Origin of the sequence: Maridesulfovibrio bastinii DSM 16055, from assembly GCF_000429985.1 — a bacterium.
Taxonomy (GTDB): domain Bacteria; phylum Desulfobacterota; class Desulfovibrionia; order Desulfovibrionales; family Desulfovibrionaceae; genus Maridesulfovibrio; species Maridesulfovibrio bastinii.
Window position 1 is genome coordinate 137945 of the sequence record NZ_AUCX01000010.1, and the last position, 19418, is coordinate 157362.

General features: G+C 43.7%; 15 protein-coding genes. 6 read left to right on the top strand and 9 right to left on the bottom strand.

Annotation, left to right across the window (positions count from 1 at the left end; translation table 11 throughout):
- Window positions 1-169 precede the first annotated feature (169 nt).
- Together cobA and G496_RS0106250 are read right to left on the bottom strand one after the other, a co-directional pair.
- Window positions 170-1681, bottom strand: coding sequence for a uroporphyrinogen-III C-methyltransferase (gene cobA, locus G496_RS0106245; protein WP_027178523.1), 1512 nt, complete (start codon window positions 1679-1681; stop codon window positions 170-172).
- An 85-nt stretch (window positions 1682-1766) separates the two neighbouring features.
- A complete protein-coding gene (locus G496_RS0106250) occupies window positions 1767-4421 on the bottom strand; it encodes a valine--tRNA ligase (RefSeq protein WP_027178524.1) in 2655 nt (884 codons plus the stop codon).
- Between the two features lie 296 nt (window positions 4422-4717).
- Between G496_RS0106250 and G496_RS0106255 the strand changes: the two genes are divergently transcribed.
- The 4 genes from G496_RS0106255 (at window position 4718) to G496_RS19015 (ending at window position 9928) form a co-directional block, all read left to right on the top strand.
- Complete coding sequence (locus G496_RS0106255; RefSeq protein WP_027178525.1) at window positions 4718-5962, top strand: BPL-N domain-containing protein; 1245 nt, start codon at window positions 4718-4720, stop codon at window positions 5960-5962.
- A gap of 167 nt (window positions 5963-6129) precedes the next feature.
- Window positions 6130-6588 carry a MarR family winged helix-turn-helix transcriptional regulator gene (locus G496_RS0106260; protein WP_027178526.1) on the top strand — a complete coding sequence of 153 codons (459 nt, stop codon included), beginning with the start codon at window positions 6130-6132 and terminating at the stop codon, window positions 6586-6588.
- Window positions 6589-6611: 23 nt separating this feature from the next.
- Window positions 6612-7616 (top strand): methyltransferase, encoded by a 1005-nt coding sequence (locus G496_RS0106265; protein ID WP_027178527.1) that lies wholly within the window; start codon window positions 6612-6614, stop codon window positions 7614-7616.
- 413 nt (window positions 7617-8029) lie between these two features.
- A complete protein-coding gene (locus G496_RS19015; protein WP_169725738.1) occupies window positions 8030-9928 on the top strand; it encodes a FapA family protein in 1899 nt (632 codons plus the stop codon).
- 1 nt (window position 9929) lies between these two features.
- On the opposite strand, the gene G496_RS0106275 is transcribed toward G496_RS19015, so the two are convergent.
- The 6 genes from G496_RS0106275 to G496_RS0106300 all read right to left on the bottom strand — a co-directional run bounded on the left by G496_RS0106275 (window position 9930) and on the right by G496_RS0106300 (window position 15576).
- A complete protein-coding gene (locus tag G496_RS0106275) occupies window positions 9930-11663 on the bottom strand; it encodes a hypothetical protein (protein ID WP_051294871.1) in 1734 nt (577 codons plus the stop codon).
- Window positions 11602-12417 carry a tRNA pseudouridine(38-40) synthase TruA gene (gene truA, locus G496_RS0106280; protein ID WP_027178529.1) on the bottom strand — a complete coding sequence of 272 codons (816 nt, stop codon included), beginning with the start codon at window positions 12415-12417 and terminating at the stop codon, window positions 11602-11604. Before truA ends, G496_RS0106275 begins: the two co-directional genes overlap by 62 nt.
- Before the next feature lie 35 nt (window positions 12418-12452).
- Window positions 12453-13124 (bottom strand): MotE family protein, encoded by a 672-nt coding sequence (locus tag G496_RS0106285; protein WP_245577873.1) that lies wholly within the window; start codon window positions 13122-13124, stop codon window positions 12453-12455.
- Window positions 13048-13485 carry a flagellar export protein FliJ gene (gene fliJ, locus G496_RS0106290; protein WP_027178531.1) on the bottom strand — a complete coding sequence of 146 codons (438 nt, stop codon included), beginning with the start codon at window positions 13483-13485 and terminating at the stop codon, window positions 13048-13050. The genes G496_RS0106285 and fliJ overlap by 77 nt, the downstream gene beginning before the upstream one ends.
- Before the next feature lie 184 nt (window positions 13486-13669).
- The gene (locus G496_RS0106295; protein WP_051294872.1) at window positions 13670-14881 is read right to left on the bottom strand and encodes a hypothetical protein; all 1212 of its coding nucleotides are present in this window, start codon (window positions 14879-14881) and stop codon (window positions 13670-13672) included.
- A gap of 197 nt (window positions 14882-15078) precedes the next feature.
- The gene (locus tag G496_RS0106300) at window positions 15079-15576 is read right to left on the bottom strand and encodes a hypothetical protein (RefSeq protein WP_027178533.1); all 498 of its coding nucleotides are present in this window, start codon (window positions 15574-15576) and stop codon (window positions 15079-15081) included.
- A gap of 384 nt (window positions 15577-15960) precedes the next feature.
- Between G496_RS0106300 and G496_RS19020 the strand changes: the two genes are divergently transcribed.
- Together G496_RS19020 and G496_RS0106310 are read left to right on the top strand one after the other, a co-directional pair.
- Window positions 15961-17922, top strand: a complete 1962-nt coding sequence (locus tag G496_RS19020) for a 7TM diverse intracellular signaling domain-containing protein (RefSeq protein WP_051294873.1) — start codon at window positions 15961-15963, stop codon at window positions 17920-17922.
- Entirely contained in the window at window positions 17915-18538 is a 624-nt protein-coding gene (locus tag G496_RS0106310) for a response regulator (protein WP_027178534.1), read from the top strand. The genes G496_RS19020 and G496_RS0106310 overlap by 8 nt, the downstream gene beginning before the upstream one ends.
- Window positions 18539-18702: 164 nt before the next feature.
- Here G496_RS0106310 and G496_RS0106315 read toward each other — a convergent pair whose 3' ends face one another.
- Window positions 18703-19416 carry an ABC transporter ATP-binding protein gene (locus G496_RS0106315; RefSeq protein ID WP_027178535.1) on the bottom strand — a complete coding sequence of 238 codons (714 nt, stop codon included), beginning with the start codon at window positions 19414-19416 and terminating at the stop codon, window positions 18703-18705.
- Window positions 19417-19418 lie beyond the last annotated feature (2 nt).

The window sequence follows — 19418 nt, forward strand, 5'->3', positions numbered from 1 at the left end:
GCTTGGGCGACTAAAGCCAGTTTAAGAATGGTTGAAAATTCAAAACCGGAATTTGAAAACAATGTTCAAAGCAGATTTAAATATCAGCCTCAAAACTTATAAAATTATATTTGAGACAGGGAAAGCGGGAGGAAATAATCCCCCCGCAATTTCACTTGATCTTAAATAACTATTTATTATCAGCCACAAGTTCGTCAACAAGGGCCGGGATTGTATATTCTTCGGGCTGAACATCCGGGCTGAAGCCGTATTCGCTCAGAGTTTTAGCTGTTACCGGGCCTATGCAGGCAATCTTCACGTTATCTTTATGCAGCTCAAACTCTTTAGGGCTGATCAGCTCAAAAAAGTTATGTACTGTGCTTGAGCTTGTGAAGGTAAGATAATGAATCTTTGTTTCCTTGAAAGCGGCTCTGATCGGCTCAGGATCATTATTGGAAAGCCTTGTTTCGTAAACAGGAAGTATTTCTACTTCGGCTCCGGCTTTTTCCAGTTCCTGCGGCAGAACCTCACGGGCAACCTTTGCTCTGGGGATAAGAACCTTTTTACCGGCTATGCCCTTTTCAAGGAGCCCTTCCACAACACTTTCAGCAACATATTTCTCAGGGACAAAGTCAGGTTTAATACCTTTGTCTCTGAGTGCATCCGCTGTAGCGGGTCCTATTGCGGCGACCTCTATACCACCTAAGATACGGGCATCCAGGCCTATTTCGTCAAGTTGCTTCCAGAAATATTTAACCCCGTTGACCGATGTAAAAATAAGCCAGTCATAAGAGACAAGGGAAAGGACAGCCTTTTCCACAGCTTCGTAATCATCAAGAGGCTCAATTGAGATTGTAGGAAATTCATAAACACAGGCACCAAGCTTGCCAAGGGTGGAAACCAGACCGCTGGCCTGCTCGCGGGCGCGGGTGACAATTACACCTTTACCAAGCAGCGGTTTTTTCTCAAACCAGCCCAGCTTATCGTGAAGTGAACAGACCCCGCCGACAATGATGATGGAAGGAGCCTTGAAACCAAGCTTTTCAGCTTCTGCGGCAACTTTATCAAGAGTGGAAACAAAACTCTGCTGGTTGCATCTTGTACCCCAGCGCACCAGAGATACCGGAGTTTCAGGATCACGTCCGTTTTTGATAAGGTTTTCAGCTATCATCGGCAGATTCTTAACGCCCATATAGAAAACCAGCGTGCTGGTGGACTTGGCGTAAACTTCCCAGTTATGCCCGGTTTTCTCTTTGGTCGGGTCTTCATGACCGGTGATAAAGCAGACCGATGTAGTAAAATCGCGATGAGTCACCGGGATTCCGGCATAGGCCGGGGCAGCTACTCCAGCGGTAATACCGGGGATGACTTCAAAATCTATTCCGGCTTCAACCAGTTCTTCGGCCTCTTCTCCGCCGCGTCCGAAAACGTAAGGATCTCCGCCCTTCAGCCGGGCCACGGTTTTACCTTCACGAGCTTTTTCAATAATAAGCTCGTTTATTTTATCCTGCGGTAAAGTATGATCTCCGCCTTTTTTACCTACATAAAGAATCTCAACTCCTTCCTTGGCGTACGAAAGGAATTCACTGTTAGCCAGATAGTCGTAAATCAGAACATCGGCAGTCTCGAGAATTTCTTTGGCCTTTACAGTCAGCAGGCCGGGATCACCGGGACCGGCTCCGATCAGATATACAGTGCTCATATCCATTTAACCTCTTTATGTGGAAATATTAATTATATGAAATCGCGCCGTCCTGCCAAAAACAAAACGGCGCGCGGGAATCAGTTTATTCCATAACACTTACGAGCCTGTCTCTAAGCTCGGTAAGTTTTGCTTCCTTGTCTTTTATTTCTTCCAGCTTGGCCTTTTCTTTAAGGACCACGGCTTCCGGGGCATTTTTAACAAAGCCTTCATTGGCAAGTTTTTTGCCGATAACATTAAGATCTTTTTCCAGTTTGGCGAATTCCTTGTCAAGACGGGCTATTTCAGCCTCGAAATCGACAACTCCGGCCAGCGGAACATACACTTCATTACCCTGCACAACAGCAGTACCTGAAGCTTTAGGACCTTTGACATCCGGGCCGCATTCAACGTTTTCAAGACGGGCAAGGAATTTGATAAGCTCCATATTTTCATTGAGAATATCAAGGCTGTGCTCATCTGCTGTGCGCACCAGAAGGTCAAGTTTCTTAGAAGGTGCAACCTGAAGCTCGGTGCGGATATTACGCACGCTGGCAACAATACCCTGAAAGAGTTCCATCTTTTCAACTGTGGCTGCATCAAGACATGCTTCACGCTTTTCAGGATAAGCAACAGTGGAAATGTCTTCAGCATCCACGCCCGGCAGAACGGACCAGATTTCCTGAGTCACGAAGGGCATGATGGGATGCAGCAGAACCATTGTTTCCGAAAGCACGGTCCACAGAACAGCAAGGGTTGCTTCCTTGCGTTTTTCATCATCGCTGTAAAGATCAGGCTTGATCATCTCCAGATACCAGTCGCAGAACTCATGCCAGATAAATCCATACATGGTCTGTGCGGCTTCATTAAAACGGTATCCGGTTATAACTTCGCTCATATTTGCTTTAACTTCTTCAAGGCGATGCAGAATCCACTTGTTGGCCAGTCCCTGAGCTTCACTGACATCAGCTTCAGGCTTTTTGCCATCCAGATTCATGAGCGCGAAACGGGCTGCGTTCCATATTTTATTAACAAAGTGGCGGTAACCTTCAATACGGGCTTCCGAGAGCTTGATATCCCTTCCCATGGCAGCAAAAGCTGTCAGGGTGAAGCGCAGAGCGTCCGTTCCGTACTTCTCGATCATTTCAAGAGGATCAATAACATTACCGGTGGATTTACTCATTTTTTTACCATGTTCATCACGCACCAGTGCATGAATGTAGACATGGTGGAAAGGAATTTCATTCTTGAAATGAAGTCCCATCATCATCATTCTGGCAACCCAGAAGAAAAGAATATCAAATCCGGTAACGAGCATGGCTGTAGGATAATATTTATCCAGTTCAGGGGTTTCATCAGGCCAGCCCATAGTTGAGAAAGGCCAGAGGGCTGAAGAAAACCAGGTATCGAGGACATCTTCTTCCTGAGTGAGTCTGGAACTTCCGCACTTGGTACATTTATCCGGATCTTCAGTGGCAACAATCAGTTCACCGCAATCTTCACAAGTCCACGCGGGAATACGATGCCCCCACCAGATCTGACGGGAAATACACCAGTCTCTGATGTTATCAAGCCACTCATAATAAGTTTTAGTCCAGTTTTCCGGGAAAATCTGAGTTTTTGAAGGAACAGCTGCGCGGGCTTCCTTTGCCAGAGGCTTCATGGAAACAAACCACTGAGTTGAAACATGCGGCTCAATCACCGACTTACAGCGGTAGCATTCACCTACGGAATGGGCATGGTCTTCAATTTTTACCAGAGCGCCTGCAGCTTCAAGGTCCGCAACAATTACTTTTCTGGCTTCGTCCTTATGAAGTCCCTGATATTTTTCCGGTGCATTTTCATTTACATTACCGTCTTCATCAAGGATTGAAATAACCTCAAGGTTGTGCTTGCGGCCTATTTCCCAGTCATTCATATCATGGGCGGGAGTTATCTTAAGAGCTCCTGTTCCGAACTCCATATCAACGTAACTGTCACCAAGAATGGGCAGTTCGCGACCGATAAGGGGAAGGATCGCTTTTTTGCCTATCAGATGTTTGAAGCGGTCGTCCTCGGGGTTAACAGCGATGGCGGTATCACCAAGCATTGTTTCGGGACGGGTGGTGGCAATGATAAGCTCGTCGCTTCCGTCTGCAAGTTTATATCTGAGATGATAAAGATGTCCGGGTTTCGGAGAATGTTCAACCTCATCATCAGCAAGAGCGGTATGGCAGCGGTTACACCAGTTTATGATGTAGTTGCCTTTATAGATAAGACCTTCTTCATAAAGTTTTACAAAAACTTCGCGCACGGCTTTGGCCCGCTGTTCGTCAAAAGTAAAACATTCTCTGGTCCAGTCTACAGAAGCTCCGAGCCTGCGAATCTGATTAAGGATAAAATCGCCTTTCTCTTTTTTCCATTCCCAGACTCTTTCCACAAATTTTTCACGTCCGAGGTCGTCACGGGTAAGACCTTCCGTCTTAAGCTGACGTTCAACAACATTCTGGGTGGCAATACCGGCATGGTCGGTTCCGGGAACCCACAATACGTTTTTGCCCTGCTGGCGCATGTAACGGCAGAGAATATCCTGAACAGTAATGTTCAGGGCATGTCCCATGTGCAGAACTCCGGTGACGTTCGGCGGCGGGATGACAATAGAATAAGGTTCGCCGGGAGCAGAGGGATCAGCGGTGAAGGTACCGTTTTCCTCCCACATGGAAAGCCACTTTTTTTCAACATCCCAAGGTTCATAACCTTTGGGCAGATTTGATTCCGCCATGAAATATCTCCTACTATTTAATATAACTTGCTAAATTTACTTATATCTGTAAGACAATTTTAAGTATCGCCAGACCGGTTTCGCAATAAGGAGGAAACCTGTTGCAACGAACATCGCTGGATTTAAAAAACCAAAAATACTTTCACACTTTATCGTGAAGGCGAAGTCTTACAACAAAAACGTTAAATCCACCAAACGAAAAAAGAAGGCTGAAGAAACGGGTGACACTAAATCCCGGACTTGCCTCCGGCCCAAGCCCCTGATAGCTTGAGCCCAGCCTATAGAGAGACCGAACCATGTCAAGTATCTATATATTATGGGATGAATCCCACTTCTGGGGACTGTTGATCCGCCGCGCACTCAGTTCGTGGCAGATAGACCATCGCCTTGTCCGTGGACATGAGATAGCGCAGGGACTGCTGGCAAGCAACCCCCCGAAGCTCCTTATTGTACCCGGAGGATGGGCTCGTGGTAAAGCCCGCAGTCTGGGAGAATCCGGAATTTCCGCAATAAAAAGATTTGTGGCCCAAGGCGGCAGCTATCTTGGCTTTTGCGGCGGGGCAGGTCTCGGCCTTTCATCAAAAGAAGGATTATCACTTACTTCATGGAAAAGAAAAGGTTTCGACAATCGTCTGCACCACTTTCTAAGCGGTCATATCAACGTCAGCCTTAAAATAGAACACCCGCTGGTCCCGGAATCACTGGGGGAATCAGCCCTTCTTCCGGTATGGTGGCCCGGACAGTTTGCTCCTGCCGATGATAAAACAGAAGCACTGGGAAGATACCATACCCCCGGACCGGATTTCTGGGTAGCTGATCTATGCCTGTCAGCTCTGCCGGAAGGAACTCTTTCCGACTGGGAAAATCTGTATGGTATAAAACTCCTGCCTGATTTTCTGGAAAGCCGCCCCGCAATTGTTCACGGCAATTATGGAAAAGGGTCTTATGTCTTAAGCTATCTGCATCTGGAAACCCCGGCTTCACATCAGGCCAACCGCTGGTTATCACATCTTCTAGACCGCTTAAGAAATATTTCACCCGTTAAGAGAAAAAACGTCCCGGCATGGGAACTATCAACCACCCCTGTAAACTGGCCGGATGAAAATCTCTACAAGGCCAAACGCACAATTGAAAAAATTATCGCAACCGGGGAAAATAATTTTCTACTTTTCTGGCGCAATCCATGGCTTCTGGGCTGGCGCAGAGGCATTCCCGGAGCGGCACTGAACAGCCTTTATGCCTTAATCTGTGAAATAATGTCCTGTGAGCCTCATCCCGAAGCTATAATGTACTGGAACAGGAAGCAGGATGAATTTTGCTCCGTTCTTAAACTTTTCGATGAGGGAGTTACGGGTTATCTTTTGAGTGAAAGATTTGCCATGACCATGCAGAATCTCGCTCCTGAATCAGTATTTCCACGAGGCATAAAAGAACAACGCAACGCCCTTTTCGGTCCTCCTCCCGGAGCAGGCGGAATTCATGCCCGGCTTCAGCATATTCTGGAAGAGCTGGCTTACATCACCTTTTCTGCTGAGCAATAACCATTTTCGCCTCTAATTTAAGATCAAATCATAAACTTATCGGGAATATATCGATAAGTTTTAATTATATAATTATCTAAAATAATTAATAATAAACATTTTTTATTTTTTCAAAAAAAAGGTATAGCTGCTTGACTATTTTGTTTAGCAGCTATACCTTTTTGAGCATGAGAACACTTGAAGATCTACAGCCCTTAATGAGCAGTCTCGGCAGTGCATTTGAAAAATACATTTCAGTCAGTAAAAGCCAGAAAGATTTCGGGATAGGCGAGCCGCTTTACCCGACGGAAATACATGTTCTGAGTGCCATTTCTGAAAACAATGGAAGCAGCGTTACTCAAATAGCGAAACTATTTGGAACAACCAAGGGAGCTGCATCACAGATAACGGCAAAACTTGTGGCGAAAGGTTACCTTTTAAAAGAAAAGGACCCGCAAAAAAAATCACGGCTCCTGCTGACTCCAACGGAAAAAGGTTTAGAGGCGCACAGGATACATATGGAATTTCACATGAATAAAGACAAAGATTTTTTTGAATACCTCTCCGGGCTTAATGAAGAACAATTTCAGACTTTCAAAGACTTCTGTAGACAGTTGAATCTATGGATGGATTCATATCTGGAATAAATATTTTAACAGGAGCATAGAACATGCAGACTCCGACTCAGGATATTAACGCAATTGAAACCATGTTGATTAATGGTCTGGCTTTCAAAACAATAATTGCAGCTGCGCATGCTAAAATTTTTGATACCCTGGAACAGCCGAAGACAGCTGCGGAACTGGCCGAAGATATGGGCTTCAAAGAATCTCCGGCAAAATCAATGCTGAATCTTCTTGCCGCTAACGGCATAGTGGAAAAATCGGATGATAAATTCAGGAACAGCCGGATCGCATCAGAATTTCTGGTCTCAAGCTCAAAGCTGAATCAGCTCAAGTCACTTGAGCTTTTTAAAAGATTTCACGAAGCTATATCTGAAGATATTATCGGCCTCTTAAAGGGTGAAATCGAAACCAGAAGCATCATTGATAAAAGCTGGGGACAGCAGGACTCCATGGATGGAACAGCAGAGCATGCAATACTGGGTGCTGTTCAGGATACCGTTGCATTTATAACAGAGCTGCCGGAGTTCAGTTCTATGAAACAAATGTGCGATATTGGCGGCAACCACGGAGAATTCTCCATGGCACTTCTGAACGCAAATCCCGGACTGTCCGGTGAAATTGCCGATTTTCCACATGTTGCCGAGACCTCAAATCAGCGCATAGCCCAGCGGGGTTTTTCAGAGCGGCTCAAAGCATTCGGCTGCGATCTCAGAAAAGACTCACTCGGTCATGAAAAATATGATCTCAGCATTGCCTCCCATATCCTTTACGCTTTCACTGACAATATGGAGCAGATTTTAAAATCAGTTTATGATTCCCTAAAGCCCGGGGGTTGGTTTGTAACCCACCATTTAAACGAATCCGGGAATTTTGATCCCCGCTACATTACCGGAGTTCAATTTGTGACCAACCTCTCCGGCTATAAAACCCACACCCTTAATGCTGACAGACTGGCAGCGGCAATGAAAGAAGCTGGTTTTAAAACCACAAAAAGCCGCGAAGTTGGTATAGGCCGGACCCGGCTTATCGTTGCAGCTCAAAAAGGCTAAATAACTTTCCCGATAGCTCCCCCCATATATGCAGGATCTGTAACTTACAGATCCTGCTCTTTTTTTAAAATCGCATCCAGTTCAAGGTAATAATATAAACAATATTTTTTTATTCATCAAAGTAACGTCAGCCGCCATTCCAGCGCCGTAACAAGATGGACACGAAAATGCAGCGTTATTTTAAATAATTAAATTAAATTTCATATAAATAATTTGTGTTTTTCCTCCAAAAGATAATTGTATCAAGCAACATTTTCAAAAGTTAAACGTCATTGAACATATTAAATTTATAAGCTATCAATATAATTAAAAACCACATCGGTTTAAAACAATGGCGGCTATGAATTAATCTTTAACGGTTAAGATAGACAACAGCGGTCAATATGATTGATTTATCTAAAAAAAGAGCGGAAATGGCTAAACGACGCAGTGGTGAAAGCGTCAGTATTGAATTTGCGCTCACTGACGACCGCATGGCTGCTTACATATCGGCCTATGAAATTAAGCCGGGTGAAGAAGAACTTCTTTCTGTCGAAATCATGAAAAGGGAGCTTAAGAAAGCCGGATATGATGGAGAACTTGATCTTGATGCAGCAAACTTCGCCATAAAAAGACTTAAAGAAGGAAAAAGCATATTAAATGTTGCTCTGGTTAGAGGTGAATATCCTCAGGAACCTGAAAACGGCAGAATCTTTTCACAGGGCAATTTAAAATATCCCGTAGTGCCGGGACTGGTTTTCGGCAAACTTATTCCCGCAACAAAAGGCAGACCCGGAAAGACGATAGATGGTGAAGTAATCACTCCAAAAAGCGATCTCAAGCCTACCCCGCTGACAATTACTGAAGCATCAGGATGCACGCTGGAGAAAGAGACAGGAGAATTAAGCTCCAGAAGATACGGGCTGGTAAAAATTAAAGACAACACAATAGTAGTTGAACCGCTCATAGAAGTTGCCCCGGACTATATGAGCATTACAGCAAAATTTTACGGCTTCGACTGCTTTGGCTCCCACATTGCCCTGCGCCATATTGAGCACAGTCTAAAAGAGCTTAACATTGCACGTCCGGTCCAGCATGTAGCAGGTGAAACAGCTTTAAAAAAAGCCCGTGAGACCAAAAAGCCGCAGGAAGCTGTCATCGTAAAAGGCACGGAACCAATCCCCGGAAAGGATGGCTGGTTTGAATACGCCGGTGAAGACGTCAACAAAGTTGGAACTGTCCTTAAAGGAGACCGGGTTGATTATCGTGAACGCGGCATGCATCCCATGGTTAAGCCCGGTCAGATAATAGGTAAAATACATCCTCCGGTGGAAGGTGTTGCCGGTGAAGATGTCTATGGCAGACTGACACCGCCGCCTGACGGAAGTCAGTTGAAAATTATTCCTGATGAATCGGTGGAAATGCTTGAAGACGGTATTTCCTACAAAGCTAAGGCGACTGGAGTTGTTGATTTAAAGGACGGAGTTCTTTCGGTCTGTGATATTCTGGTGACAAAAGGAGATGTGGATTACTCCACAGGAAATATCAGACTAGAAACCGGATCCGTACATGTAAACGGGAATATCCGTGAGGGATTCACCGTAGAAGTTCCTGATCACATATTGGTCAGGCAGACCATTGAAGATGCACTGGTTCTTGCCGGCAGGGACATAGAAGTGAACGGAGGCATTGTCATGGGTGGCCGGGGACAGGTAAAATGCAAAGGCTGTATCACAGCTCATTTTGCCGCCAATGCCCACATAGAATGTGCCGGAGATTTGAGTATAAAAAGCGAGCTCAGCAATTCAAAGGTCAGAGCCAAAGGCATGGTTTTCGCCATATCCGGAAAAGGTGTTATACAGGGAGGTTCAATCGCCTCATATACAGGTGTGGAAGCGAATGAAATAGGGTCTGACATCGGAGTAAAGACGGTTGTCTCCATTATCAGCGAACCTCCGGACACTAAGCATCTGGTTGAAAAGCGTGAAGCACTGCGTGGAAGTCTTCTTAAAATAAATAAATCCATAGGAGAAGAGCCGGATGATATTATTCTGGCAGCGACCGCCGAAGATAAAAAGGAAATGATGCAGCAGGTACTGCTGGTACGCGCCCAGACTAAAATGAAGCTCAAAAATATACGCCGCAGCTTATCTGCAGAACTCAACGCCTACTATAATGCTCTTGAAAAGCGATCCATAAAAGTCAGGCGTGTGGCCTATCCCGGACTGGTTATCCGCATAGGAGGCAAATCACTGCAACTGGAAAAGCCCCTTAACCGTGTCCGCTTTTACTTTGATGCCACCAAAAAAGAAATAGTTGCGGGCGACCTTTAAATCAGCCCTTCAAGTTCACTAACGGCCCGGATGCCGGAAAATAGAAATCAAAACTTTTGTTCTCGTATAAGTCCAGCAACTCAGAAGATTTTTCCAGCTCAATTTCAGTACGGGGCGAAGGTTCGGGCAGGAGTCTGTCAGGCAGTGAACTTTCATTAATAAGATAACTTTCCACCCCGTTTTTGAGAACTTTTCCGGTATTCTCATCCCATTCAGGAAATAGCCCCTGGTCCCCATTTTCAATAATTGAATTAACCCGGTCAGGTTCAGAGCCAAGAGCCTTATAAAAGGCATCAGAATCAAACCAGAGCATTTTGTCTTTTCCAGCTTCACGCAGCCCCATCCATTCCAGATCCGTACTGCGTTCTTCCAGCGGAGTACGCCAGATATCGCCGAAACCTTCCTGGAAAAGATCTTTGACCGGAAGATAATTTTTTCTGAAACTGTTGTACGATTCAGCTATGGAAGAAACAGCAGATTCCATTTTTTCGATAGCATCAACAACTTTTAAGGGCAGGGTCTCGCTGAAAGAATCTTCAAGCTCAATCTGCACCCGTCCTTTATCAAGTGAAAATAATCCCGGAGACCGGACCTCTTCGCTGCCGTTTATAATCATTCTGGAGTCAGATCCGGGCTGGGAGGTGATGCCGAGCTTTAGCTGATCCAGTGAAGTATCAGGTGAAAGCTCAAGCCGCTCACCTATTTTAGGATCGACCATTGAAATTTTAACCGCAAGGCCATCGGTCATGAAAAAATCATCACCACTGTAAACCTGTGAAGGCATGCGGGTATCAACCACTTCGGCGTCCAACCTTTCGGAAGCAGTCTCAACGGCATTAACAATGCTCCCTAAAACATCAGACCACTTATCCCCGTCTTCAACTGTAAAATTTACTGTGCCGCTTTCACTCCCGGCAGTATAACCAATGCTGTGCTCCCCGGCTTCCAGTGTTGAAGTGGCTTCCGATTCAAAACTCCCGCTCAGAAAAGTTGAAACAGAACCGGAGGAAATTCCTTCTATACTGTATAATTTTTTTTCGGCCGGACCTATTGCCGGTTCAGTGCTTTTAAGCTCAAGCGAAGAAATAAGCCCACCGGAGAGATCACGAAATCCAAGCTGACGGTCGCCGTATGCAGAGTTTACGGAAAAAACCAGAGCATCACCTGAACCAAGCAGATCATCCTGATTTATACCGGGATAATCTTTATTAACGACTGAAGCCTGAACGTGCAGACGGCTGCTATTAATAGCGTCCGCCACCATCTCCAGCACTTCACCGTTTTTCATACCATCGGTCACATCAAGGGTGAAAGTTTCAGACTCATCCCCCAGAGTCATCTGAAATTTATATGCTCTGTCATCCAGAACCGAGGTTATGCCGGAAGTAAACCCTCTGGAATACATCCGGTTATACTCAAGAATTTTGCCATTTGGTGAAAGACTCGCATTGATATGGCCGTCAAGGCCGGAATCCTGAGCTATAAGACGTTCCTGATTTAAACTGAATCCGGTATCAGGCCATTTAAAAGATGCAATTGAATTTTTCAGTTTATTCAACTGACGGCTGATTTCAACTGTGGCAGGACTGGCGGCTCTGTTATAAAAATTTCTAAGTAAGGGCTGCTTGAAGCGACTTTCACCATAATCATCGGTGAAAGCTTTCTTTTTGGTATCAGAGCCGGTGCTTTGACCCGTCTTTACGAGCTTTGTTCCGTCCAGAGTTATCCGATCCACAGCTCTCCTCTCTGTAGACAACATCATAAAGACACAACCCTTGTGGCGGGGCCGTGGCCGGTGCTTTGGTTCTATCCTTCCCCTCTATTAAATATCGGACAAAATCAGGCTCGGCTTTACCCCTGCCGATTTCAACAAGACATCCGACCATATTTCGAACCATCTGTTTTAAAAAACCTGTTCCACGAAATTCAAGGATATATTCGGAAGAAGACTCTCCCTGAGTTCTTTTTATTTCAAGGAGTGTCCGCACTGTGTCTTTGACAGGAGTTCCCACATTCTGAAAAGCCGCAAAATCGTGCTCGCCCAGAAAAAAAGCAGCAGCCTGATCAACTTTTTCAAAATCCAGAAATCCACAGTCCCAGACATATTTTCTACGCTGAGGGATAAGATATTTTCTATTGGTCCAGAGAGTGTAAGTGTATACTTTTTCCAGAGCATCGAATCTGGAATGAAATTCACTCGAAACATAGTCCGCTTCAAGCACTGAAATATCATCCGGGAGAATTGAATTCAAAGCCCTCTGCCATGGAATAGAGATTCTGCTCTCAGGTATATCAAGATGAACAGTCTGCGCCAGAGCATGAACTCCACTGTCTGTTCTTCCTGAACCATGCGCGCGTACAGGAGTTCCTGTAATACGGGAGACAGCCTTTTCCAGCTCACCCTGAACAGTGCGGAGGTCAGGCTGCAACTGCCATCCGCAGAAGTCCGTGCCATCATAGGCAAGCTTCAATTTCAACCTTTTAACCAACCTGTACCGCCTTTATTTCATAACCGGAGCAAAGCCTAATTACTCTCAAGAGGTATCTGGAGCCTTGTAAGGGCCTCTGAAAGAATCGCAGCTTTTTTAGGGTCAACTGAATTTAAAATATTTCCTGCGGTTTTGCCCCTCATGCCTGCCAGTATTTTGACAGCCAGTTTCATATCCAGAGTTTCAATTACCGCGGCGGCACTTTTAGCTTTCATGCTGGAATAAACTCCAACCAGATGCTTGATTTTCTGATCTTTAAGAACATTTGCATCTTCAATCATTTTCTTGAGACGCTTTTCAAGATCAGCAAGTTTGGCAAGTTTTTTATCAAGGCTCTGCTCAAGAGTCTTTAATGATCTCTCTTTGCGCGCAAGCTCATCTTCCTTGGCTTTAAGAGCCTTCCAGTCGTTGGCATTCATACCTTCGGGCGGCTTATCAGCTTTTTCAGCCGGTTTCTGCTGATCATTGGCCGCTGCCAGAGCAGCCTTGGGAGTGACAACTTCACGCACAATATTAGTATCTACGGCCATTTTTTTTACAACCGGAGTTTCAGACGTTTCAAGATCAACGCCGAGATAGCCTATGAGAGACAGCTTAAAAAGAGCCAGAAAAATAAGACAGATAAGGACCCTAGATATCTTTAGGTTTGAACCTAATTGTTGCCATCTCGTCGTACTCTTTCTGCTCTTTGAGATTTTCTTCTTCATAGTATTTCCCGGATTGATTTTCTTTGAGTTTCTCCAGCAGCTTACGGTCTTTTGACTTTTCAACTGCAATCATGCGTGCTTTTTGCAAATTAAGGGCCAATTGTTTAAGCCTGTTTTCGGCTGAATGCAGGTCCTGTTTCAGAGCATCGTCATACTGCCGCCAGAGCCAGAAATCCGCAGCAGATAAATTATCATACTCTTTGGATTGATGCGCGACAATCTTACTTTTTAAAGCTTCAACAACTTTCTCCTGCTCACTATGCAGCTTCTGCGCCTCTGCAAGAGCCTGTCTGGCCTGCTCTTCAGCCTGCTTTCTGAAATCCAGTATTTTCTCAAGCTTAAATTTAAAAGGCTTCGGCATTGCTGTAATCCTTAAAGATAAACGACTTCAACCCGAAAGTGCGGACAAAAATGCCAATGGGTTTTAGAAGATCTTCAGCACTTAATTATCAAAATATTGCGGGTGTTATCAAATCTATAAAAAAGGTCCGGTTGAAGCTAAGCTTAAAACCGGACCCTGCATATCAATAAATCAGAAAAAAAGTCTAATTTTCAACAAATTCAGACCGGATCACGCACTGTTTTCCCATGGCCTGCTTTACATATTCTTTAACCAGAATACCAATACGTTCTTCCCGATCGAAACCGTCAGCGTATTTGCCGCCTTTATAAACTTCAGGAAATTTATCCGACACTTCAGGATCATCAGAACACATTTCTTCCATGCCTTTGGAATAATTTTCCATTTTGGAATTTATCTCTTCATCGGTCATGGATTCAATCTGGTTCACTTTCCGGGCAAAAACCTGAGGTTCAGGCAGATTGTCAGACTCCATTATCCCCTTAAAGGCTTTTGCAAAACGCTGGCTTCCTTCAAAAATATGTTTCGGACGCACAACATTAAGCCCGGCCCATCCGGCTTTCAGCCATTTAAAAAGGAAAGTGGTTGTTTTTTCAGGATCGTTTTTATCCTGAATGTAAACATAAACAGAAGCTGAGGAATACATATAAGTATCCATCCAGCCTATTCCGCCCGCACTTAGACCGGGGATACCACTGTAAAAGTAATTCCACTGGTTATCATCAACCACAAGGCCTTTTCGGCCGACACCGGATTTGTCGATCTGTCTGGAGACTGAAAGAAAAACATCCCTGCCCTGATATTTCATCATGACCATAAGTCTTTCCAGATCGTATTTATAGTATCCGCCGCCGAATGAATCGGGGGTATTAACTTCGTATTCCCTGCCGCGCCAGACTTTAGGAGTATCGCAGGAATTCATATATTCCCACGGTTTAATTTTCTGGGTCATAAACTGGCTGTCAGGATACCATCCGCTGATACGAATGACGGAAGGATAAATCGCATAATTGGGAATATCCGGATTATATGCATATTCAAGGATATGTTTTAATCCGGTGTTTACTTCCATCCGCATTCCGGCACCGTTTGTAGATTTATAGCGCGGGAGGTTGATCATCTCGTCTGTGGACTTGGAATTATCCACATAGCCGATAACATTCTGAACTTTGGAGGGATCAAAATTACCGGATTTATCCACCACAAAATCAAGAAGATATTTGAGATCGTTAACAACCGGTTTTTCCAGATCTTCTTTTTTTTCTTTGTCCTTTTTGGTCCAGTCACAAAATCCTTTGACCGGATAGACAGAAACCATAAAAGCCGTAATTGATAAAGTTATAAGAGCCACACGGATAAAACCGGGCAGCAGGCCCGAAAAGAGCTTATTCTTCATAAAGTAACTTACCTGTTCATAAATATTTTTGTCTACACCCTGAAGTATTCTAGATATGTATTTTATAGAACATTGGCAAGTATTCCTGTTTTAACATTTAAACTTATCAATTATAGGCGATTTCAAATTTTTAGATGATTTTATTAATTAATATAACTATTGCTCCATACAGTTATAAACTGGGCATGCAATATTATTTAAATATAATTTTTCGCATAATTACTGGTTCTGACTTCAACCGGAGGCTCATGAACTATGCAGGAAGTATCACTAATTACTCTCGGGGGATTATTATCACCATGTTCCCAGCGCAACGAAATCATCCACAGACCAAGCTCACCAATAAAAAAATACGCCGGGAAATTTACTATTCTTGATGGCTTTCCACCCATGTTTCTGTCCTGACTCTGTGAATACTCGGCGTTCCAGCCGAAAGCCCGGCCCCGCCATGGCAGTCCGGCCTTATGAATTTTATTCGCCAGCTCTCTTACTTCATAAATATCTGGAATGACGGTTTCTATAATAGCATCGGGATGACGGATTCCGGCTGGAGGAACCAGAATCCAGTTACTCCATGTCCTATTCTTCATTTTCCAGCCGTCCTTTATCAGCAGGGCCGCACCTTCTCTTACATAATATATATTTTCATTAGGTGAAGCTTTGCTCACCTGAACGTGTAATTTAACTTTTTTCATGGAAACTTCATTAGCACTTCGCCTCAATCATAACCACTTTGCGTTCAATGAATCACCAATCTCTTACAAATGTACATGAAAGCGGGTCATAAAGATTCATGCACAAAATATTATTCTGTTTAAAAACTGTAGCAGCAGAATTATTTAGTATTTATTTTTTTACTTCGGATAGTTAGGAAGATAAATCCTATATTCATTCCAAATTATGCTAACCACCAGGGCATGTATCTCTGGTATCAGACAGGATATATTATCAGCGGGCAAAGCTTGGGTTGCTATAGAATAATTCTTGGATTAATTTCCAGCAACTGATCATGTCTCTCCGGTTACAATGTGGTTGTTTTATAAAATTATCTGTTAACGCAGTTATTGAGCAGCAATTGAATGCACTTTTCCAACCAACGTAATTTACTGATTATCATTCTGCTTCTGGTGCAATTGCTACCGGGATGTATTCCTGTTGATCATGCTGAAAATCAACTGGCTTCGCACGGAATATACAATATAGAGTCACCCTCTGATAAAATTAGGAGTTTAAATGGTGAATGGGAGTTCTATTGGAACAGGCTGCTGAAACCAGTTGACTTTCAATCCGGGAACCTCCCTAAAATGGACGGTTTTTTCAATCTTCCGGGATCGTGGAAAAATCATCACCTTGGTGACAAAAAGTTAAGCCGCACCGGACAGGCAACCTATAGACTCCACCTTGTTCCACAAAAATTATCAGGCCGGATGACCCTGCGGCTTTTCGATATCCACGAGGCTTATAAACTCTGGGTTGATGGAAGACTTGCCGCTCAAAGCGGAATACCCGGCACATCAGCAATATCCGAACACCCTTCAAGAACACTCAAGTTTGTTGAAATCCACTTCAAAGGAAAACCTATAGAACTGATCCTACAGGTTTCTAATCATAATTTCCGTAACGGCGGCATCACAGAACCCATAAAAATAGCTATGCCCGGTCCTCTTGAGGAAGAAGCTATAACCAGCTGGTGTTTCTCAATATTTTTTGCCGGGAGTCTGCTGATGATGGGCATCTATCATCTGGCTCTTTTTGTCTTGCGTAAAAATAACCGGGCTGCTCTTTATTTCTCCTTATACTGCTTTCTAGTGGTCGGATACTGCATCAATTCAAATACCTCCATGTGGGTATCCTCGCTTTTTCTTCCTGACATTGATCCGAACATACTGGAATTAATTTCCTTATCCTGCTTTGTCATCTGGGCTTCATTTATTTTTCGTTTCCTCAAAACTTTGTATCCGGATGAAATACATTCATTCCTGCTCTATTTTCTCGATCTCAGGATTCTGTTTTTTGTACTTTTACTCCTTTTTGCAGACCGCATAATACTCTCATGGTTTATCGCCTTCTGCCTGTTGCAGACTTTTTTATATGCGGTGTACTACTTTGCCAGACTTATTGTCTGCGTAAAGCGTAAACGTGTCGGTGCAAAAATTCTAATAGTCGGACTGGCAGGACAGTTGATAGCCGGTATTAATGATCCGCTGCTCCATGCCGGTATAATCAAATCGATTTATCTTGTTGAACCGGCAGTTTTCCTTTTTGCTTTGTCACAGTCACTGGTGCTGGCGAAACATTTTTCCAGTGCCTTCAGTTCCGTTGAGAAGCTTTCAAAAGAACTGGAAAATAAAAATACCATTCTTCAAAACGAAATCCACGAACGTAACCGCCTTGAAGCAAAACTGGTCAATACCAGTGAAGAAGAAAGGCGACAGTTAAGTTATGAACTACATGACAGTCTTTGTCAGCAGCTTACCGGCGCAAGGCTGAGAGCTTCGGCTTTAAGCCACACTAACCGTGAAAAATCTGACGGACCGGCATTGCTTGAGCTTGAAACAATCTTAAAAGAATCCACACAGGAAGCATACAAAATAGCCAGAGGTCTTTGCCCCGTTGAGCACACGGCATCAAATTTATCTCTTGAAAACCTTATTGCCACTTTAAGTGAGTCCACTAATATCAATGTTGAACTGAATAAAAATCTTGTATGTGAAGATTGCAGTTACCCGAATTTAATTCAATTTTATCGCATCGCACAGGAAGCTCTCGGCAATGCTTTAAGATACTCTAAGGCAGACCTGATTACAGTTGATCTTGAATGTTGCGGTGAGGGAAAGTTAGTGCTTACTGTAACTGATAATGGTATAGGACGTAAGGCTTCCACATCTCATGGAGGTGGTCTTGGCACTAATATTATGTCTCACAGAGCGGCTTTAATAAAAGCGACATTAAAAGTATATGATCCTTCTGACGGAGGAACATGCGTATCCTGTGAAGCACCGTGTAATATTTACCAACAGACAATTAAAAATAATGAATAATAACTCTTCAAACTTTCGCATACTTATTGTTGATGACCATCCGGCCATAAGAACGGGTATCAGTATCCTTCTAAAATCTCGAAATATTGATGTTGCGGCTGAAGCTGATAGCTGGACTGAAGCTCTGGCAATACTTGAGCAGGATCAATTTGATATTGTTCTGCTTGATTTGACTCTGAAGGACGGTAGCGGCCTAAACCTGTTACCTGAACTTGAGTCACGCAATATTTATGTTCTGGTCTACACCATGCATGAATCTTCCGACCTGATAAAAAAAGCACTCGATCAGGGAGCATTGGGCTATGTTTCCAAACAGGAAGAGACAGATATTTTGTTTGAGGCTATAGATATGGTTGCCCATGGAAAAAGATTTCTAAGTCCCTGCGCTCAAAGAAATCTAAATATAAACAGTGGTGATCAAAAACCGGAAGAGACATTAAGCAAAAGAGAAAAGCAAATCTTTGTCTATATCGGGAAAGGCTTTGGAAGCACCGAAATTGCTGAAAAATTAAATCTCAGTAGAAGTACAATCGAAACCTACTGCACCCGAATCACCCACAAATTGAATTTAGAGACCAGAAGAGAATTGAGGAAATTAGCTATCTCTTCCATTTAAGAGCATTCCTAAAACTTTTTCTGACTATCTAAATTTTCAATAAGCTGTAATCATTAAATATATTGTGGTTTATTCCCAAATCTTAGCAATAAAAAAGCTGCTACCAATGCTGGTAACAGCTCTTCCTTCAATTTTTAAAAAACGACTTAAGCAGCGCTGGTTTTCTATTCACCAAGATAGGCTTTTTGAATATCCGGGTTATCAAGCAATGCCTGAGCGTCATCCTCAAGGACGACATTTCCTGTTTCCAGCACATAGCCTCTTGTCGCCATGCTCAAGGCAACTTTAGCATTCTGTTCGACCAGAATTACAGTTGTGCCCTGTTTATTAATCTCCTGAACAATATCAAATATCTGCTGAACAATGAGTGGAGCAAGCCCCAGTGAGGGTTCATCCAGAAGCAGAATCTTCGGACGACTCATCAAAGCCCGGGCAATAGCCAGCATCTGCTGTTCACCGCCTGAAAGTGTTCCGCCGGCCTGAAATCTTCTTTCCATGAGAATCGGAAACATCTGATACATTCTTTCAATATCATCAGCGATTTCGTTGTCTTTTCTGAAAAAAGCACCCAGATCAAGATTCTCTTCAATGGTCAGTCGGGGGAAAACCCGTCTTCCTTCCGGAACCTGACACAGCCCCATCTCCGGAAGTTTATCAGGACTGACCGAATTTATTCTTTCACCACGATAAAAAATATCGCCGGAAGTAGCTTTAACAATATTACAAATGGTCATCAGGGTTGTGCTTTTTCCTGCACCGTTAGCACCGATAACGGATACTATCTCCCCTTCGTAGACTTTAAGGTTGATTCCTTTAAGAGCCTTAATGCTCCCGTAACCGGATTCAACATTTCTAAGTTCAAGAATTGGTTCCGGCATAA